Source organism: Streptomyces sp. NPDC053673, assembly GCF_055585225.1.
On the sequence record NZ_JBVJKN010000035.1, the window covers coordinates 48,175 to 65,789 of the forward strand.

Annotated in this window: 17 protein-coding genes; 13 read left to right on the plus strand and 4 right to left on the minus strand. The window is 70.2% G+C overall.

All coding sequences use genetic code 11. The annotated features are described in order from the left end of the window. The first annotated feature begins 195 nt into the window (after window positions 1–195). Window positions 196–492 (plus strand): DUF4193 domain-containing protein, encoded by a 297-nt coding sequence (locus ACZ6ZQ_RS32540; protein ID WP_017946571.1) that lies wholly within the window; start codon window positions 196–198, stop codon window positions 490–492. 13 nt (window positions 493–505) lie between these two features. Continuing rightward, window positions 506–1,513, plus strand: a complete 1,008-nt coding sequence (locus ACZ6ZQ_RS32545; RefSeq protein ID WP_469772107.1) for a hypothetical protein — start codon at window positions 506–508, stop codon at window positions 1,511–1,513. Between the two features lie 34 nt (window positions 1,514–1,547). Here ACZ6ZQ_RS32545 and ACZ6ZQ_RS32550 read toward each other — a convergent pair whose 3' ends face one another. Then, window positions 1,548–2,030 carry a DUF3093 domain-containing protein gene (locus tag ACZ6ZQ_RS32550; RefSeq protein WP_469772108.1) on the minus strand — a complete coding sequence of 161 codons (483 nt, stop codon included), beginning with the start codon at window positions 2,028–2,030 and terminating at the stop codon, window positions 1,548–1,550. Window positions 2,031–2,121: 91 nt separating this feature from the next. On the opposite strand from ACZ6ZQ_RS32550, the gene ACZ6ZQ_RS32555 reads away from it, so the two are divergent. The 8 genes from ACZ6ZQ_RS32555 to ACZ6ZQ_RS32590 all read left to right on the plus strand — a co-directional run bounded on the left by ACZ6ZQ_RS32555 (window position 2,122) and on the right by ACZ6ZQ_RS32590 (window position 9,662). Next, window positions 2,122–2,664 (plus strand): PaaI family thioesterase, encoded by a 543-nt coding sequence (locus ACZ6ZQ_RS32555; protein WP_469772122.1) that lies wholly within the window; start codon window positions 2,122–2,124, stop codon window positions 2,662–2,664. Further along, window positions 2,664–3,176 (plus strand): dUTP diphosphatase, encoded by a 513-nt coding sequence (dut, locus tag ACZ6ZQ_RS32560; protein ID WP_469772109.1) that lies wholly within the window; start codon window positions 2,664–2,666, stop codon window positions 3,174–3,176. Before ACZ6ZQ_RS32555 ends, dut begins: the two co-directional genes overlap by 1 nt. Window position 3,177: 1 nt before the next feature. Then, window positions 3,178–3,954: a DUF3710 domain-containing protein gene (locus tag ACZ6ZQ_RS32565; protein WP_469772110.1), complete on the plus strand. Its 777-nt coding sequence runs from the start codon at window positions 3,178–3,180 to the stop codon at window positions 3,952–3,954. Window positions 3,955–4,233: 279 nt separating this feature from the next. Beyond that, on the plus strand, window positions 4,234–4,983 hold the full coding sequence (locus tag ACZ6ZQ_RS32570) for an ABC transporter ATP-binding protein (protein WP_469772111.1): 750 nt from the start codon (window positions 4,234–4,236) through the stop codon (window positions 4,981–4,983). Between the two features lie 180 nt (window positions 4,984–5,163). After that, a complete protein-coding gene (locus tag ACZ6ZQ_RS32575; protein WP_469772112.1) occupies window positions 5,164–7,707 on the plus strand; it encodes a DUF4118 domain-containing protein in 2,544 nt (847 codons plus the stop codon). A 50-nt stretch (window positions 7,708–7,757) separates the two neighbouring features. After that, complete coding sequence (locus ACZ6ZQ_RS32580; protein WP_469772113.1) at window positions 7,758–8,444, plus strand: response regulator; 687 nt, start codon at window positions 7,758–7,760, stop codon at window positions 8,442–8,444. 60 nt (window positions 8,445–8,504) lie between these two features. Beyond that, complete coding sequence (locus tag ACZ6ZQ_RS32585) at window positions 8,505–8,912, plus strand: OB-fold nucleic acid binding domain-containing protein (RefSeq protein ID WP_453663316.1); 408 nt, start codon at window positions 8,505–8,507, stop codon at window positions 8,910–8,912. A 3-nt stretch (window positions 8,913–8,915) separates the two neighbouring features. Then, a complete protein-coding gene (locus ACZ6ZQ_RS32590) occupies window positions 8,916–9,662 on the plus strand; it encodes a DUF3159 domain-containing protein (protein ID WP_469772114.1) in 747 nt (248 codons plus the stop codon). A 156-nt stretch (window positions 9,663–9,818) separates the two neighbouring features. On the opposite strand, the gene ACZ6ZQ_RS32595 is transcribed toward ACZ6ZQ_RS32590, so the two are convergent. Together ACZ6ZQ_RS32595 and ACZ6ZQ_RS32600 are read right to left on the minus strand one after the other, a co-directional pair. Continuing rightward, window positions 9,819–10,499 (minus strand): potassium channel family protein, encoded by a 681-nt coding sequence (locus ACZ6ZQ_RS32595; protein WP_453663313.1) that lies wholly within the window; start codon window positions 10,497–10,499, stop codon window positions 9,819–9,821. Further along, complete coding sequence (locus tag ACZ6ZQ_RS32600; RefSeq protein ID WP_469772115.1) at window positions 10,499–11,167, minus strand: potassium channel family protein; 669 nt, start codon at window positions 11,165–11,167, stop codon at window positions 10,499–10,501. Before ACZ6ZQ_RS32600 ends, ACZ6ZQ_RS32595 begins: the two co-directional genes overlap by 1 nt. A 316-nt stretch (window positions 11,168–11,483) precedes the next feature. Here ACZ6ZQ_RS32600 and ACZ6ZQ_RS32605 point away from each other — a divergent pair, with 316 nt between their 5' ends. Together ACZ6ZQ_RS32605 and ACZ6ZQ_RS32610 are read left to right on the plus strand one after the other, a co-directional pair. After that, window positions 11,484–13,532 (plus strand): APC family permease, encoded by a 2,049-nt coding sequence (locus ACZ6ZQ_RS32605; RefSeq protein ID WP_469772116.1) that lies wholly within the window; start codon window positions 11,484–11,486, stop codon window positions 13,530–13,532. Between the two features lie 85 nt (window positions 13,533–13,617). After that, a complete protein-coding gene (locus tag ACZ6ZQ_RS32610; protein ID WP_469772117.1) occupies window positions 13,618–14,946 on the plus strand; it encodes a class I SAM-dependent RNA methyltransferase in 1,329 nt (442 codons plus the stop codon). An 87-nt stretch (window positions 14,947–15,033) separates the two neighbouring features. On the opposite strand, the gene ACZ6ZQ_RS32615 is transcribed toward ACZ6ZQ_RS32610, so the two are convergent. Then, a complete protein-coding gene (locus ACZ6ZQ_RS32615) occupies window positions 15,034–16,422 on the minus strand; it encodes a condensation domain-containing protein (protein WP_469772118.1) in 1,389 nt (462 codons plus the stop codon). A gap of 444 nt (window positions 16,423–16,866) precedes the next feature. On the opposite strand from ACZ6ZQ_RS32615, the gene ACZ6ZQ_RS32620 reads away from it, so the two are divergent. Then, the coding region (locus ACZ6ZQ_RS32620; RefSeq protein WP_469772119.1) for a beta-ketoacyl synthase N-terminal-like domain-containing protein at window positions 16,867–17,615 on the plus strand (749 nt) is incomplete at its 3' end.

Genomic DNA, 17,615 nt, shown 5'->3' on the forward strand with positions numbered 1-17,615 from the left:
GAAGTGCGACATTAGGACCGTGTACGGTCCTGATCGCCATCCAACCCGATCACTCTTGAGGGGTCCGGTTGGGTGTCGATTGAGTAACAGACCTTGATGTGAGGCAAAATCTCCGCCTCAGGTCGGGCACAAGTCCGGCCTCTCACGCGTTACGTGCGCTGGAGACACCGCAAACACCCAGAGGGGGAGAGCGACATGGCAACGGACTACGACACCCCACGCAAGACCGATGACGACATCGATTCCGACAGCCTCGAAGAACTGAAGGCCAGGCGGAACGACAAGACGACCTCCACGGTCGACGTCGACGAGTTCGAGGCCGCCGAAGGCCTGGAGCTGCCCGGAGCGGACCTCTCGAACGAGGAACTGGCCGTACGGGTGCTGCCCAAGCAGGCGGACGAGTTCACCTGCATGAGCTGCTTCCTCGTGCACCACCGCAGCCAGCTGGCCCGGGAGAAGAACGGCCAGCCGATCTGCCGCGACTGCGACTGAGGTCAGGTCGGTCGTGGCAGGCGGCGAACCGGCCAGGAAGCGACGCTTCCGGCGGAAACACTCCCCGGAGGCGCTCCCGGGCGGTCCGAGCCCGTCGGACGGCGCTCAGGCGCCTGACGGGCACGGAGACGCTGCCTACCTGCCCTCTCCCGGTGCGAGTGACGGCGAGCGAGGCTGGTCGGCCTCGCTCGAGGCAGTGCCACAGGCGCAGCCCCCGACGCCCCCGACGCCCCCGACCAGGGCTCGGCGCCTGGACACGGTCAGGAAGGGCGTACGGAGGGGCGGCGAGGCCGCCAGGGCCGGCGCACGGAGAAGCGGCGAGGTCGCCAGGGCCGGCGCACGCAGGAGCGGCGAGGCCGCCAAGGCCACGCTCGGTTTCATCGCCGACCGGCTCATCGAGGCCGCGCCGCGCATCCCCGTCCGTGACCTCGCGACCCTGCGGACACAGTTCCCGGGCCTCGGGCCCGAGCAGCTCGCCGACAAGCTGATCGCGGGCGCGGCCAACGGCACGTCGACCGTCGGCGCAGGTGTCGGCGCGGCGGCCATGCTGCCCGTCCCGCCCGCGCTGCCCGCCGAGCTGGCCACGGAGATCATCGGCGTCGCCGCGATCGAGCTGAAGCTCATCGCCGAGCTCCACGAGGTCTACGGCATGCGGCCGCCGGGCAATCTCAAGGAGCGCTCCGCGGCCTATCTGACCAGCTGGTCGGAGGAGCGCGGCATCGACGTCACCAAGCCGTCGACGATCAACTTCGCTCTCGGCGGCCAGATGAAGCGTGAACTGCGTCAGCAGATCATGAAGCGCATGGTCCGCAATCTGCCGAACCTGATGCCGTTCATGATCGGCGCCGCGGTGGGCGCCGTGATGAACCGGCGCGACACCAGGAAGGTCGCGGAGCGCATCAGAAAGGATCTGCGCGCACGCCAGGTCCCGTGGGACGCACTGCCCCAGATGCCCGGGTTCGAGCAGCCGCAACTGCCCGCCGAGCTTCCGCCCGAGCTGCGCCAGGCGCTGGAGAACTGACCGCGCGGAGCCCGCGCGTCGGCGGCCTGGCTGCTCAGCCCGCCCGTACGGCGTCCAGCGCAGCCACCAGACCCCGCGGATCCCGGGTCGAGACATACACGTACGGCGTCGGATCCTCCGGGTCCGTGACCGTCACCCGCACCGCCGTCGGGACGTAGCTGCGCAGCAGCATGAACGCGCGCGGATCCGCCTTGTACGAGCGCCAGGCCCGCGCCTCCTCGGCGTCCAGCACCTCGGCCTCGCCGAGCGCCGACACGGGGATCCGCGCGTCGCCCGCGACCAGCGAGCCGGCAACCACCCGGATCCGGGCGGAGCCGTACGAACTCACCGCGGCCGCCGTCGGCGCGCCCGCGCCGATCAGCCCGCCCAGCATCGGCAGCGGGCCCAGCGGAAGCAGTATCAGACCGCCCGACAGCGCCACCAGGGCGGTGATCAGCCACCAGGAGCGGGGGGCGGTCAGACGCTCGTCGTAGCGCGGCGCGGAAGGCGAGCCGGAGGGCGTGGCGGAGGGCTGCATGAATCCAAGCTTGGCACGGCGCGACCTGCGGCTACCCGCGCGGGTAAGGTCTGCGCCTGTGAGTACTGCACTGACCCCTCCGGCCGACGCCATACCGCCGGTACGGCACCCCGACGCGCCCGCCCCCGGCGAGCTCCTCGGCGCGCACTACGAGTACTGCTTCGGCTGCGGCGGCGGTCAGCCCCACGGGCTGCACCTGGCGGCACGGGCCGGTGAGGGCGTCAGCCTCACCGCCGAGTTCACCGTCACCCCCGCCCACCAGGGCGCGCCGGGGCTCGCCCACGGAGGCGTCCTGGCCACGGCGCTCGACGAGACGCTCGGCTCGCTCAACTGGCTGCTGCGGGTGATCGCGGTGACCGGGCGACTGGAGACCGACTTCGTCCGTCCCGTACCCGTGGACACGGTGCTGTTCCTGGAGGCCGAGGTCACCGCGGTGAGCGGCCGCAAGATCTACTCCAGGGCCACCGGCCGGATCGGCGGCCCCGAAGGGCCCGTCGCGGTCCGGGCCGAGGCCCTCTTCATCGAGGTCAAGGTCGACCACTTCATCGACAACGGCCGCCCGGCCGAGATCCAGGCAGCCATGGCAGATCCCGACCAGGTCAGGCGCGCCCGCGCCTTCGAGGTGAACCCCTGATGCGCAACCCCGTCGACGTACTCATCCGGCGCGTGGACCCGGAGGTACCGATTCCGGCGTACGGACATCCGGGCGATGCCGGTGTCGATCTGGTGACCACGGAGGCCGCCGAACTCGCACCCGGAGAGCGCACGGTTCTGCCGACAGGAGTGTCGATCGCACTCCCGGACGGGTATGCGGCCTTCGTACACCCTCGGTCGGGGCTGGCGGCCCGCTGCGGCCTGGCCCTCGTGAATGCCCCAGGGACCGTGGATGCCGGGTACCGTGGGGAGATCAAGGTGATCGTGGTCAATCTGGACCCACGTGAGAGCGTGCGGTTCGAACGGTTCGACCGGATTGCTCAACTGGTTGTCCAGCAGGTCGAGAAGGTGCGCTTCCACGAGGTGGCGGAGCTTCCCGGCTCGGCGCGGGCCGAGGGGGGCTTCGGGTCCACCGGTGGTCATGCCGCCGTGGACGGCTCACAGGGTGGGAATCGATACGCTTCGGTCGTATCCGACCGGGAAGGACAGTGACGTGTTCGGACGTCGCAAGAAGAGCAGCCCCGCTGGGGACGCAGCGGATGTGGCGGGCGAGGCCGAGCAGGTCGTCGACGAGCTCGACACGGACGACTCGGCGGAGCGGAACGCGCCGCGCCGGGTGAACCTTCCGCCGGCGCCCCGGCCCGACGGTCCGTGGGACCTCTCCGAGGTCTCCAGGCCCGAGGAGGGCCGCGTGGATCTGGGCGGTCTCTTCGTGCCCGGAGTCGAGGGCATGGAGCTGCGTGTGGAGGTCGCGGGCGACGCGATCGTCGCGGCGACGGTCGTGCTGCGTGACAGCGCGATCCAGCTGCAGGCGTTCGCCGCGCCCAAGAAGGAAGGCATCTGGGGCGAGGTCCGCGAGGAGATCGCCACCGGCATCACTCAGCAGGGCGGCATCATCGACGAGGTCGAGGGCCCCCTCGGCTGGGAGCTGCGGGCCCAGGTCCCGGTCCAGCTGCCCGACGGCACCGGCGGCGTGCAGCTGGTGCGCTTCGTCGGCGTCGACGGACCTCGCTGGTTCCTGCGCGGAGTGATCTCCGGACAGGGCGCGGTGCAGCCGCAGGCCGCAGGTCTGCTGGAGCAGATCTTCCGGGACACGGTCGTGGTCCGCGGCGAGGGCCCGATGGCGCCCCGCGACCCGATCGTCCTGAAGCTGCCGAACGACGCGCAGATGGTGCCCGAGGGTGTCCAGCAGGAGGAGCAGGAGACGTCCCGGTTCTCGGGCGGCATGGGCCAGCTCCAGCGCGGCCCGGAGATCACCGAGGTCCGTTGACGCCCGCGGTTTCTGAGTGGCGCTCTCGGCTTGCGGGCGGGGGGTCCGGGGGTGCCCTCCGGGTGGTTGCGGTACCGAGGTCCGTTGACGCCCGCCTCCTGGATGGCGGCGGACGGGCGCTGGACGCCGGGACTGTGAGCAGTGTGTGCGGTGGGCCGCACTCCGGTTACGGGGTGCGGCCCACCGGCGTTCAACTCCCTTGCCACTCCTGGTCGTCCGACCGGATACTGGTCCGCCACCCCGGGCGTGAGGGGATGAGCGGTCCGACGGAGGAAGCGCATGACGGAGAGCGGCACAGGACACTCGAGCACGGCCGTCGCGCCGGCCCCGGCGCCCGGCGTCATGGTGCGCGTCGAGAATCTGCACCGTTCGTACGGCACCGGCGCCGCCGCCGTCCACGCGCTGCGCGGGGTGTCCTTCGAGGTCCCGCGCGGTGAGCTGGTCGCCCTCAAGGGGCGGTCGGGTTCCGGGAAGACCACGCTGCTCAATCTGATCGGCGGCCTCGACGCCCCGGACGAGGGCCGGATCACCGTCGACGGCACCGACCTCTCCGAGCTCGGCGAGGACGGGCTGCTGGAACTGCGTCGCGACCGTATCGGCTTCGTCTTCCAGTCCTTCGGGCTGATCCCGATCCTCACCGCCGCCGAAAACGTCGGCGTGCCGATGCGGCTGCGCAAGGCCGACCCGCGCGAGCGCGAGGAGCGTGTCGAGCTGCTGCTCTCCCTGGTCGGTCTGGCCGAGCACGCCGCCCAGCGGCCCGGCGAGCTGTCCGGCGGCCAGCAGCAGCGCGTCGCCGTCGCCCGTGCGCTGGCCAACCGGCCCGCGCTGCTGATCGCCGACGAACCGACCGGTCAGCTGGACGCCGAGACCGGTCTCGCGGTCATGGAGCTGCTGCGGGCGGTGGTCCGCAGCGAGGGCGTCACCGCCCTGGTCGCCACGCACGACGCCCAGCTCCTGGGCCTCGCCGACCGCGTGCTCGAACTGAGCGACGGCGAGATCGGCGAGATCGGCGAGATCACCGAGCGGTAGGGCAGGGCCACACGCAGTCGAAGGCACGCCGGCCTTGCCCAGCGCGTCAGAATCGCGTCAATACGTCCCCCAGGACCACACGCTGTCCGTTTCGCCGGATTTCATGGCGGTAGCTTCGACGAAGCGTCCGCGGCGGACGCCGCAGCCACCGCACGGCTGCGGTCGAAGGACAATGAGGCCATGGGACGCGGCAAACTACGGATCTACCTCGGAGCGGCACCGGGCGTCGGCAAGACGTACGCGATGCTCGCCGAGGCGCACCGCCGTGTCGAACGGGGAACCGACTGCGTCGTCGGGTTCGTGGAGCACCACGACCGGCCGCGGACCGAAGTCATGCTGCACGGGCTGGAGCAGATTCCCCGCCGGCGGATGGACTACCGGGACACCGTCTTCCCCGAGATGGACGTGGACGCGGTCCTGGCGCGCAGACCGGCCGTCGCTCTCGTGGACGAACTGGCGCACACGAACGTCCCCGGGTCCCGCAACGCGAAGCGCTGGCAGGACGTCGAGGAGCTGCTCGCCGCCGGGATCGACGTCGTCTCGACCGTCAACATCCAGCACCTGGAGTCACTCGGCGATGTCGTCGAGTCGATAACGGGCGTACGCCAGCGGGAGACCGTCCCGGACGAGGTCGTCCGGCGCGCCGACCAGATCGAGCTGGTCGACATGTCGCCGCAGGCCCTGCGCCGCAGGATGGCGCACGGCAACATCTACAAGCCGGACAAGATCGACGCGTCGCTCTCCAACTACTTCCGGCCCGGCAATCTCACCGCCCTGCGCGAGCTGGCTCTGCTCTGGGTCGCCGACCGGGTCGACGAATACCTCCAGCAGTACCGCGGAGAGCACAACATCCGCTCCACCTGGCAGGCCCGCGAGCGCATCGTCGTCGGCCTCACCGGCGGCCCCGAGGGGCGCACCCTCATCCGCCGCGCCGCGCGTATGGCGGCCAAGGGCTCCGGCAGCGAGATCCTCGCCGTCTACATCGCCCGCAGCGACGGTCTGACGTCCGCGTCCCCCAAGGAGCTGGCGGTCCAGCGGACGCTGGTCGAGGACCTGGGGGGCACGTTCCACCATGTCATCGGCGACGACATCCCTGCCGCGCTGCTCGACTTCGCTCGGGGTGTCAACGCCACCCAGATCGTGCTCGGCTCCTCCCGCCGCAAGACCTGGCAGTACGTCTTCGGGCCGGGCGTGGGCGCGACCGTCGCCCGTGATTCGGGGCCCGACCTGGACGTCCACATCGTCACCCACGAGGAGGTCGCCAAGGGCCGGGGCCTCCCCGTCGCCCGCGGCGCCCGGCTCGGCCGCTCCCGGATCATCCGGGGCTGGCTCGTCGGCGTGGCCGGGCCCGCCCTGCTGACGCTGCTGCTGACGCACATCGACGCCGAGCTCGGCCTCGCCAACGACATGCTGCTGTTCCTGACGCTGACCGTGGCCGCGGCGCTGCTCGGCGGACTGCTCCCGGCGCTGGCCTCCGCCGCCGTCGGCTCACTGCTGCTGAACTACTTCTTCACCCCGCCGCTGCACAAGCTCACCATCGCCGACCCCAAGAACATCGTCGCCATCGTGATCTTCGTGGCGGTCGCCATATCGGTCGCCTCGGTCGTCGACCTCGCGGCCCGCCGTACCGAGCAGGCCGCCCGGCTGCGTGCCGAGTCCGAGATCCTCTCGTTCCTGGCCGGCAGTGTGCTACGCGGCGAGACCGCTCTCGACGCCCTGCTGGAGCGGGTCCGTGAGACCTTCGGGATGGAGTCGGTGGCCCTGCTGGAGCGCGCGGGCGACGTCGACCCGTGGACCTGTGCGGGCAGTGTGGGCCCCGCCCCCGCCGGCCGGCCCGAGGACGCCGACGTCGACATGCCCGTCGGCGACCACATGGCGCTGGCCCTCTCCGGGCGGGTCCTGCCCGCCGAGGACCGCCGCGTACTCGGTGCCTTCGCCGCCCAGGCCGCCGTCGTACTCGAGCGGCAGCGCCTCGTCGGAGAGGCCGAGGAGGCCCGTAAGCTCGCCGAGGGCAACCGCATCCGCACCGCGCTCCTCGCGGCCGTCAGCCACGATCTGCGCACCCCGCTCGCGGGCATCAAGGCCGCCGTCTCCTCGCTCCGCTCCGACGACGTCGAATGGTCCGAGGAGGACCGCGCCGAGCTCCTCGAAGGCATCGAGAACGGCGCCGACCGGCTCGACCACCTCGTCGGCAACCTGCTCGACATGTCCCGCCTGCAGACCGGCACCGTCACCCCCCTCATCCGCGACATCGACCTCGACGAGGTGGTGCCCATGGCGCTCGTCGGCGTCCCCGACACCGCGGTCGAGCTGGACATTCCCGAGACGCTGCCGATGGTGCGCGTCGACAAGGGGCTGCTGGAGCGGGCCGTCGCCAACATCGTCGAGAACGCCGTCAAATACAGTCCCGACGCGACACCCGTCATGGTGTCCGCGAGCGCGCTCGGCGACCGCGTCGACGTACGGGTCGTGGACCGTGGCCGCGGCGTCCCGGACGAGGCGAAGGATCGTATCTTCGAGCCCTTCCAGCGCTACGGCGACGCCCCGCGCGGCGTCGGCGTGGGGCTCGGCCTCGCCGTCGCCCGCGGCTTCGTCGAGGCGATGGGCGGCACACTGTCCGCCGAGGACACCCCTGGCGGCGGGCTGACCATGGTCCTCACCCTCCGGGCGGCACGCGGAGCCGTTCCGGTCAGCCCCGAACTCCCCGCCCGGATCACCGGCTGACCCGGCAGAGCCACCCCGACGCACGGACAAGAGACGGAAGGAAGGCACTCATGACCCGAGTGCTCGTGGTCGACGACGAGCCGCAGATCGTACGCGCCCTCGTGATCAACCTGAAGGCGCGCAAGTACGAAGTCGACGCGGCCCCCGACGGCGCGACCGCGCTGCAGCTCGCGGCGGCCCGCCACCCCGACGTCGTCGTCCTCGACCTCGGCCTGCCCGACATGGACGGCGTCGAGGTGATCAAGGGCCTGCGGGGCTGGACCCGCGTCCCGATCCTCGTGCTCTCCGCCCGCCACACCTCCGACGAGAAGGTCGAGGCACTCGACGCCGGAGCCGACGACTACGTCACCAAGCCGTTCGGCATGGACGAGCTGCTGGCCCGGCTGCGCGCCGCGGTCCGCCGTGCCGAGCCGGCCGGAGGAGGCGACGACGAGATCGTGATCGTCGAGACCGAGGACTTCACCGTCGATCTCGCAGCGAAGAAGGTCAACCGGGACGGCCGGGACGTCCGGCTCACCCCCACCGAGTGGCATCTGCTGGAGGTCCTGGTCCGCAACACCGGCCGGCTGGTCAGCCAGAAGCAACTGCTCCAGGAGGTGTGGGGCCCGTCGTACGGCACGGAGACCAACTACCTCCGGGTGTACATGGCGCAGCTGCGCCGCAAGCTGGAGGCCGACCCCTCGCACCCCCGGCACTTCGTCACCGAGCCGGGCATGGGCTACCGCTTCGAGCCCTGATCCGTGTCCCGTCCACCGGGCGTTGATCTGGATCCGCAACGCCCCGGTACGCTTTCTGTTATGAGTGCCGTACCTCGATCCGAGAACGCCGAGAAGCCGGTCGGCCGGTTCCGCCGGATGCTCGACCGCCTCTCCAGCTCCCAGCAGGACCTTGAGTCCGAGGAGCTTCAGGAGGACGCCCAGGCATCGGGTTGCACGCCCATCTCCTCCTGCGGCGACCGACAGATCGTCAAGGTGACTGGTACCTTGCGCACGGTCACCCTGCGCCCGCGGGCCGGAGTCCCGGCCCTGGAGGCGGAGCTGTTCGACGGCTCCGCCGCCCTGGACGTGGTGTGGCTGGGCCGGCGCTCGATCGTGGGCATAGAGCCGGGCCGCAAGATGATCGCCTCGGGCCGGATCGCCATGAGTCACGGCCGGCGGGTGCTGTTCAATCCCAAATACGAGCTGCGACCGCTCGGACAGGAGTAGCCGGTGACGTCTCTCGACAAGCCGACCACGCAGAAGCAGGAAGGCGGCGGCACGCCCGACGCCGATGCCAAGGCCGTGACGGAGGCGGCCCTGTTCGAGGCCTTCGGCGGGGTGCGCGGCATGGTGGAGACGGTCCTGCCCGGGCTGCTCTTCGTCACGATCTTCACGATCAACAAGGACCTGCACCTCTCGGCGATCGCGGCCCTCGCGGTCTCGCTGGTGCTCGTCGTCGTGCGGCTCGTCCGCAGGGACACGATGAAGCACGCGTTCAGCGGGGTCTTCGGAGTGGCCTTCGGTGTCGTCTTCGCGATGATGACCGGCAACGCGAAGGACTTCTATCTGCCGGGCATGCTGTACACGCTGGGCCTGGCCCTCGCGTACATCATCACGACTCTGGCGGGGGTCCCGCTGATCGGCCTCATCCTCGGTCCGGTCTTCAAGGAGAACCTCTCCTGGCGCAAGCGCAACCCCGGCCGCAGGAAGGCCTACGCCAAGGCCAGCTGGGCCTGGGGACTGATCCTGCTCGCCAAGTGCGCGATCCTCTTCCCGCTCTACTGGTGGGCCGACACCACACAACTGGGCTGGGTTCTCGTCATCCTCAAGATTCCGCCCTTCCTGCTCGCGGTGTACCTGACGTGGCTCTTCCTGGCAAAGGCCCCGCCGCCGATCGACGTCTTCGCGGAGATGGAGGCGAAGGAGCGCGAGGAGGAGGCCCGCGAGGCCGCTGCCTCTCGCGAACAGGGGGCGTAAGCCACCACGCGCCCCTTCAGGGAAAGCTCCGGGCCCGGGACCACACGGTTCCGGGCCCTGCGCGTGCCGCGCCACGGGAGCAGCCACGCCGCGCGAACAGCGGAGCCCGGGAGCGCCCGCGTGCGGGTCTCCCGGGCCCCAACCGGTGTACGGGTATCAGCTCGACGTCGTGTCCTCGCGGCGGACCGAGAGGAGGTCCTCCAACTGCTCCTCACGGGCCTGGGCCGCGACGAAGAGAAGCTCGTCGCCGGGTTCGAGGGTCTCCTCGTTGTGCGGGGTGAGCACGCGAGGGCCACGGATGATCGTCACCAGCGAGGTGTCCTCGGGCCAGGCCACATCCCCGACCTGCGTGCCCGCCAGCGCCGACTCCGGCGGCAGGGTCAGCTCGACCAGGTTCGCGTCGCCGTGGCTGAAGCGCAGCAGCCGCACCAGGTCGCCGACGCTCACGGCCTCCTCGACCAGAGCGGACATCAGACGCGGGGTCGAGACCGCGACGTCGACGCCCCACGCCTCGTTGAAGAGCCACTCGTTCTTGGGGTTGTTCACCCGGGCGACCACGCGCGGCACGCCGTACTCGGTCTTCGCGAGCAGCGACACGACCAGATTGACCTTGTCGTCACCGGTCGCCGCGATCACGACGTTGCAGCGCTGCAGCGCCGCCTCGTCCAGCGATGTGATCTCACAGGCGTCGGCCAGCAGCCACTCGGCCTGCGGCACCCGCTCCACCGAGATGGCGGTGGGCGCCTTGTCGATCAGGAGCACCTCGTGCCCGTTCTCCAGCAGCTCACCCGCGATGGAACGACCCACCGCGCCGGCCCCGGCAATCGCGACCCGCATCAGTGACCGGCCTCCTCGGGACCCTGGGCGAACGCCGCCTCGACCTTCTCGATCTCGTCCGTCCGCATCATCACGTGGACCAGATCCCCTTCCTGCAGCACCGTCTGCGAGGTCGGCAACAGCGCCTCGCCCAGCCGGGTCAGGAACGCGACCCGCACGCCCGTCTCCTCCTGCAGCTTGCTCACCTTGTGACCGATCCAGGCCGGTGACGTGTGCACCTCGGCGAGCTGTACGGCCCCACTGGGGTCCCGCCACAGCGGCTCGGCGCCGGACGGCAGCAACCGGCGCAGCATCTGGTCCGCGGTCCAGCGGACCGTCGCCACGGTCGGGATGCCCAGGCGCTGGTAGACCTCGGCGCGCCGCGGGTCGTAGATCCGCGCCGCGACGTTCTCGATCCCGAACATCTCGCGGGCGACCCGCGCGGCGATGATGTTCGAGTTGTCGCCGCTGCTCACCGCGGCGAACGCGCCGGCCTCCTCGATGCCCGCCTCGCGGAGGGTGTCCTGGTCGAATCCGACACCGGTGACGCGGCGACCGCCGAAACCGGAGCCCAGGCGACGGAAGGCCGTGGGGTCCTGGTCGACGACGGCGACCGTGTGCCCCTGCTGCTCCAGGGTCTGCGCGAGGGCCGCTCCCACTCGCCCGCAGCCCATGATGACGATGTGCACCTACTTACCCCGCAGTCCTGGTCATCCCGCTGACCTGCGCAAACACCCTGCTGACTCTTTTCTCTCGGCTCTGCCGGGCAACGACGGGGCATCGGTGTGCGGTTGTTGCCCTTGACGAGCTTATGACGCGGGGCCCGCGTTGCCCTCATCCGCGGTGGCTGTGCCGGGGTATGCCGGGCGCTGTCGCGTCCGTACGTAGCGCTACGTGCTCGTTCGATTGCCGCGGGGTGGCGTCAGCATGTCAGGACCGCGCGATTCCGCGCCGGAGGGGGCCGCGGCTGGGCTTCGTCAAGAGGGAACCCTTACGATCCCTTGCGTGTCCAAACTGACCGACATTCCCAAACGGATCCTGATCGGCAGGGCGCTGCGCAGCGACAGGCTGGGAGAAACGCTCCTGCCGAAGCGCATCGCACTTCCCGTCTTCGCCTCCGACCCGCTGTCCTCGGTGGCGTACGCCCCGGGAGAAGTCCTGCTGGTTCTCTCCATCGCGGGTGTGTCGGCGTACCACTTCAGCCCCTGGATCGCGGTCGCCGTCGTGGTGCTGATGTTCACCGTCGTCGCCTCGTACCGGCAGAACGTCCACGCGTACCCCAGCGGCGGCGGCGACTACGAGGTGGCGAACACCAACCTCGGCCCCAAGGCCGGCCTCACCGTCGCCAGCGCGCTGCTCGTCGACTACGTCCTCACCGTCGCCGTGTCGATCTCCTCCGGCGTCGAGAACCTGGGCTCCGCGATCCCCTTCGTCGTCGAGAACAAGGTGCTCTGCGCCATCGGCATCATCGTGCTCCTGACACTGATGAATTTGCGCGGTGTGAAGGAGTCGGGCAAGCTCTTCGCCATCCCGACGTACGTCTTCGTCGCCGGCGTCTTCATCATGATCGCGTGGGGCGCCTTCCAGGGCCTCGTCCTCGACGAGAGCATGAAGGCCCCGACCGCCGGGTTCGAGATCAAGGCCGAGCAGCAGGGCCTGGCCGGCTTCGCGCTCGTCTTCCTGCTGCTGCGCGCCTTCTCCTCCGGCTGTGCCGCGCTCACCGGCGTCGAGGCCATCAGCAACGGCGTCCCCGCCTTCCGCAAGCCCAAGAGCAGGAACGCCGCCACGACGCTGCTGCTCATGGGCGCCTTCGCCGTGACCATGTTCTGCGGCATCATCGGCCTCGCCATGGCCACCGACGTCAAGATGGCCGAGAACCCCGCGCACGACCTGCTCAGCAACGGCAAGCCGGTCGGCCCGGACTACGTCCAGGACCCGGTGATCTCGCAGGTCGCGGCGGCCGTCTTCGGTGACGGCACGTTCTTCTTCGTGCTCCTCGCCGCGGCCACCGCCCTCGTCCTCTTCCTGGCCGCGAACACCGCGTACAACGGCTTCCCGCTGCTCGGCTCGATCCTCGCCCAGGACCGCTATCTGCCGCGCCAGCTGCACACCCGCGGCGACCGGCTCGCGTTCTCGAACGGCATCGTGCTGCTGGCCGGCGCGGCGGTCCTGCTGGTCTGGGTGTACGGCGCCGACTCCACCAAGCTGATCCAGCTCTACATCGTCGGCGTCTTCGTCTCCTTCACGCTCAGTCAGACCGGCATGGTCCGGCACTGGAACCGCCATCTGAGGACCGAGGGCGACCAGGCCAAGCGCCGCCACATGATCCGCTCCCGCGCGATCAACGCCTTCGGCGCCTTCTTCACCGGCCTGGTGCTGGTCGTCGTCCTGGTCACCAAGTTCACGCACGGCGCCTGGGTCGCCCTGCTCGGCATGGTGATCTTCTACGCCACGATGTCGGCCATCCGCAGGCACTACGACCGTGTCGCCGAGGAGATCGCCGCCCCCGAGGAGCCGACCGACGACACCGTGCGCCCCTCCCGCGTCCACTCCATCGTGCTCGTCTCCAAGGTCCACCGTCCGACCCTGCGCGCCGTCGCCTACGCCAAGCTGATGCGCTCCGACAGGCTCGAAGCGCTCAGCATCAACGTCGACCCGGCCGAGACGAAGGCGCTCAAGGACGAGTGGGACCGGCGCGGCATCAACGTGCCGCTGAAGATCCTGGACTCGCCCTATCGCGAGATCACCCGGCCGATCATCGAGTACGTGAAGAGCCTGCGGCGCGAGAGCCCGCGGGACGCGGTCAGCGTGATCATTCCCGAGTACGTCGTCGGCCACTGGTGGGAGCACGTGCTGCACAACCAGAGCGCCCTGCGTCTCAAGGGCCGTCTGCTGTTCACCCCGGGCGTCATGGTGACCTCCGTCCCGTACCAGCTGGAGTCCTCCGAGGTCGCGAAGAAGCGGGCCAGGAAGCGCCAGGAATGGAACGCGCCGGGAGCGGTGCGTCGTGGCCCGGTGACCGAGCGCCCCAAGGAGCCCAGCACCAAGAGCTGAGGAGCTCTCGCACCCACGTAGACTGGGGGGCTGTCGTCCGCACAGGGCGACGCCCCCCTCTCGTATCCCTGGAGCCGTCCCCGTCATGCAGAACGCACCTGAGTCTTCGCTGGTCGGGGAGGAGTACGAGGTCGAGGTCGGCCCCGTCGCACACGGCGGCCACTGCATCGCCCGCACGAACGAGGGCCGCGTCCTGTTCGTCCGGCACGCGCTGCCCGGCGAGAAGGTCGTCGCCCGCGTCACCGAGGGCGAGGAGGGCTCCCGCTATCTGCGCGCCGACGCCGTACGCGTCCTGGAGGCATCGAAGGACCGCGTCGAGGCGCCGTGCCCGTACGCAGGCCCCGGCAAGTGCGGCGGCTGCGACTGGCAGCACGCCAAGCCGGGCGCCCAGCGCCGCTTCAAGGGCGAGGTCATCGCCGAGCAGCTGAAGCGGCTCGCGGGCCTCACCCCGGAGGAGGCCGGCTGGGACGGCACGGTCATGCCGGCGGAGGGCGACAAGCTGCCCGCGGGCGAGGTGCCCGCCTGGCGTACGCGCGTGCAGTACGCGGTCGACGCCTCCGGGAAGGCGGGCCTGCGACGCCACCGCTCCCACGAGGTCGAGCCGGTCGAGCACTGCATGATCGCAGCCCCCGGCGTCACCGAACTCGGCATCGAGAAGCGCACCTGGGAGGGCATGGCGTCCATCGAGGCCATCGCCGCCACCGGTTCCGGTGACCGCCAGGTGATCCTCACCCCGCGCCCGGGCGCCCGCCTCCCGATCGTCGAACTCGACAAGCCGGTCTCGGTGCTCCGTATCCACGAAAGGGACGGCAGCGTCCACCGCGTCCACGGCCGCCCCTTCGTCCGCGAGCGCGCCGACGACCGCACCTACCGCGTCGGCATGGGCGGCTTCTGGCAGGTCCACCCGAAGGCCGCCGAGGTCCTCGTCCAGGCCGTCATGCAGGGACTGATGCCCCGTAAGGGCGACACGGCCCTCGATCTCTACTGCGGCGTCGGCCTGTTCGCCGGCGCGATCGGCCAGCGCGTGGGGGAGAAGGGCGCGGTCCTCGGCATCGAATCCGGCAAGCGCGCCGTCGAGGACGCCCGCCACAACCTCCAGGACCTCCCGCGCGTCCGCATCGAACAGGGCAAGGTCGAATCCGTCCTCCCGCGCACCGGCATCACCGAGGCCGACCTCGTCGTCCTCGACCCGCCCCGCGCGGGCGCGGGCCGCTCCACCGTCGAGTACGTCTCGGGCCTGGGCGCCCGCCGCATCGCCTATGTGGCGTGCGACCCGGCGGCGCTGGCGCGGGACTTGGCGTACTTCCGGGAGAACGGGTACAGGCCGCGGACGCTGCGGGCGTTCGACCTGTTTCCGATGACGCACCACGTGGAGTGTGTCGCCATCCTCGAACCTGCCGCGAAGGGCTCCTGAGACGAGTAGGCGGGCCTCTCAGCCAGAGGTGTAGGGCAGGTTTGTGCCTGGGGTCTCGCGACGCGTCGCGGCTCGCCCTGCCAAGCATCAGGTGAGAGGCAGCGTCGCCGCTGGTGACGGGCTCGCCGTAGACGGCTCGCACGGAGGCCCGTGCACCGGGGGCTCTTCCGGAAGCGTCTTGGGGAAGAGGGCCGGGGGGAGGTCCGTCGGGTGGTGGTCGGTGAGGGACGAGATCGGGGACTCGGGGGCGGTTAGGGCGCGGTGGACCGTCAGGGCGATGGTCCTCAGGATCTGGACGGCTTTGTCGGCGGGGATGAGGTCCGGGTCCGTGCGCAGTTCGATCTCTATGCGGTCGCGGGCGTTGACGCGGACGTAGAAGGGGTGGCCGGCCTGGCGGGCCGGGGGTGACCAGCGGAGCTCCGCCTCCTCGTCGGCCCAGGCGTCGGCCGGGGGCGGCGTCGACGGGGCGTCTACCAGGTGGTTGAACCAGGCGTCGTGGACGAAGCCGGTGCCCTCAGTCAGCTCGGACGCCCGGTCCACGTCGTAGCAGCCGTGCCGGTAGGCCATCATCGCGCGGAGGTTCGTGCGTTTGAGGTAGGTGGCGAGGGGGGTCTTGGGGGCCGGTTCGCAGACCAGCGGGGCCAGTTGGTTCATGGTGCTGACGAGGGGGCGCCACCGCGGCTCGAAGCGGTTGGCCGACATGAGGCTCAGCATGATCCGGGACCGGCCCAGGGCGTTGCCGAGCGCCACCGCCGTTGCCGCCGCCAGCACGCTCTGCGTCGACACCTTGTGCACCTCCGCCGCCCGTACGACCAGGGCACCCAGCCGGCCTGACCTGAGGGTCGCCTGGATGCGCCGCTCGCCCGTGCGGGGCGGGGCAGCCGGGAGGTTGCGGACGGGTCCCTGCTCCAGCAGGTTCCGCCAGTACTTCTCGAAACCCTTCCGGCGGGACGCCCACGACTCCGACCGCTGGGCCAGGGCCAGTTCACGGGCGGTCGGAGCGGGCCCGTACTCCGCCCCCGGGTCCGCGACCAGCGCGCGGAACTGGGCCTCCAGCTCCTGCACCGACCACAGGTCCACGGCCATGTGCGACAAGGAGAGGGACAGGTACTGTGGTGCCCCGTTCCGCAGGACCAGCGCACCCCGCCAGCCCACGTCGTCCGTCACGGGGAACGCCGAACCGAGCAGGTTCCGCGTGTTCTCGTCGGGGTCCGCGGGGCCGTCCTCGACCAGCTCGATCCGGGGCTCCGCCTCGTCCAGGACCCGCTGCGCCGGCTGGCCGTCCACGACATGGTACGTCGTCCTCAGGGATTCGTGACGCTCCGCCAGGCACCGCAGGGCGCCGAGCGCCGCGTCGGTCCCGATGCCCCGGAGGTCCCAGGTGGCCGGGACGTTGACCTCCATCAACCGCTCATGGGCGAACGTCTCCATCGACCGCCACGTCGAAAGCTGCCCGAAAGTGAGCGGGGCGTCCACGATGTCTCCTTCTCTGGTTCTTGTCGACCGCGCCCGGACGACGTCGCGTGTCCGCCGGGCGCGGCAATGGAGCGGAAGTCCGATCCGGTTCCTTAGGTGCAGACGACCTTGCTCATGCTTCACACCTCCTTCCTGTCTTCAGAGAAGTGAGGCGGTGCTCGGCTATTACGTGGTAAGACCTATTCATTGGCCAATGGCCGGTCAACCATCCCCCGCTGACAACTTGTTGCCGTCCCTTGCTGGCCAGCGGGAACCGGCCCGCTCGCCCTTGACGCTGCCAGTCCCGGTGCAGAGGCTTTCCTTCAGCGCGTTCATGTTATCCAAAACATCGACGGGCAGGGGAACGTTGAATTCGCGTTCATGCGCGTTCGGAAGCTATTGGTCTATCGATCACGGCCCTGAAGAATCGATCTCAACAGTCAGCAAGACGGCGGGAATTCGGCGATGGCGGACGAAGAAAAGCTCAGGGACTATCTCAAGCGTGTGACGATCGAGCTGGCCGACACGCGACGCCAGTTGGCCGAGTCCGTCGACCGGAACTCCGAACCCATCGCCATCGTCGGCATGGCCTGCCGCTACCCCGGCGGCGTGACCGGCCCCCAGGACCTGTGGGACCTGGTCAAGTCGGGCACCGACGCCACCACCCCGTTCCCGACCGACCGGGGCTGGGACCTGGAGAAGCTCTACGATGCTGATCCCGACGTACCCGGCACCAGCTACGTCCTGCGGGCCGGCTTCCTGGAGGGCGTCGCCGAATTCGACGCGCCCTTCTTCCAGTTGAGCCCCCGTAACGCCCTGGCGACCGATCCGCAGCACCGCCTCCTGCTGGAGGTGACGTGGGAGGCCCTGGAAGGCGCGGGCATCGACCCGCAGTCCCTGCGCGGCAGCGACACCGGTGTGTACGTCGGCATGATGTACGACCACTACTCCACGCAGTTCCTCGGCGCGGTCCCGGAGAGCCTCGACGGCACCCTCCTCGTCTCCAGCGCCCCGAGCGTGCTCTCCGGGCGGGTCTCGTACACCTTCGGCTTCGAAGGCCCCTCCCTGACGCTGGACACGGCGTGCTCCTCCTCCCTCGTCACCCTCCACCTCGCCGCCCAGGCGCTGCGGCAGGGTGAGTGCTCCTTGGCTCTGGCCGGTGGTGTGACGGTGATGTCCACCCCCGATCCGTTCGTGGAGTTCTCGCGTCAGCG

Coding starts and splice junctions, on each gene's coding strand:
- ACZ6ZQ_RS32540 (WP_017946571.1), top strand. CDS start 196: ATGGCAACGGACTACGACACCCCACGCAAGACCGATGACGACATCGAT.
- ACZ6ZQ_RS32550 (WP_469772108.1), bottom strand. CDS start 2,030: ATGCAGCCCTCCGCCACGCCCTCCGGCTCGCCTTCCGCGCCGCGCTAC.
- dut (WP_469772109.1), top strand. CDS start 2,664: ATGCGCAACCCCGTCGACGTACTCATCCGGCGCGTGGACCCGGAGGTA.
- ACZ6ZQ_RS32570 (WP_469772111.1), top strand. CDS start 4,234: ATGACGGAGAGCGGCACAGGACACTCGAGCACGGCCGTCGCGCCGGCC.
- ACZ6ZQ_RS32575 (WP_469772112.1), top strand. CDS start 5,164: ATGGGACGCGGCAAACTACGGATCTACCTCGGAGCGGCACCGGGCGTC.
- ACZ6ZQ_RS32580 (WP_469772113.1), top strand. CDS start 7,758: ATGACCCGAGTGCTCGTGGTCGACGACGAGCCGCAGATCGTACGCGCC.
- ACZ6ZQ_RS32585 (WP_453663316.1), top strand. CDS start 8,505: ATGAGTGCCGTACCTCGATCCGAGAACGCCGAGAAGCCGGTCGGCCGG.
- ACZ6ZQ_RS32595 (WP_453663313.1), bottom strand. CDS start 10,499: ATGCGGGTCGCGATTGCCGGGGCCGGCGCGGTGGGTCGTTCCATCGCG.
- ACZ6ZQ_RS32610 (WP_469772117.1), top strand. CDS start 13,618: ATGCAGAACGCACCTGAGTCTTCGCTGGTCGGGGAGGAGTACGAGGTC.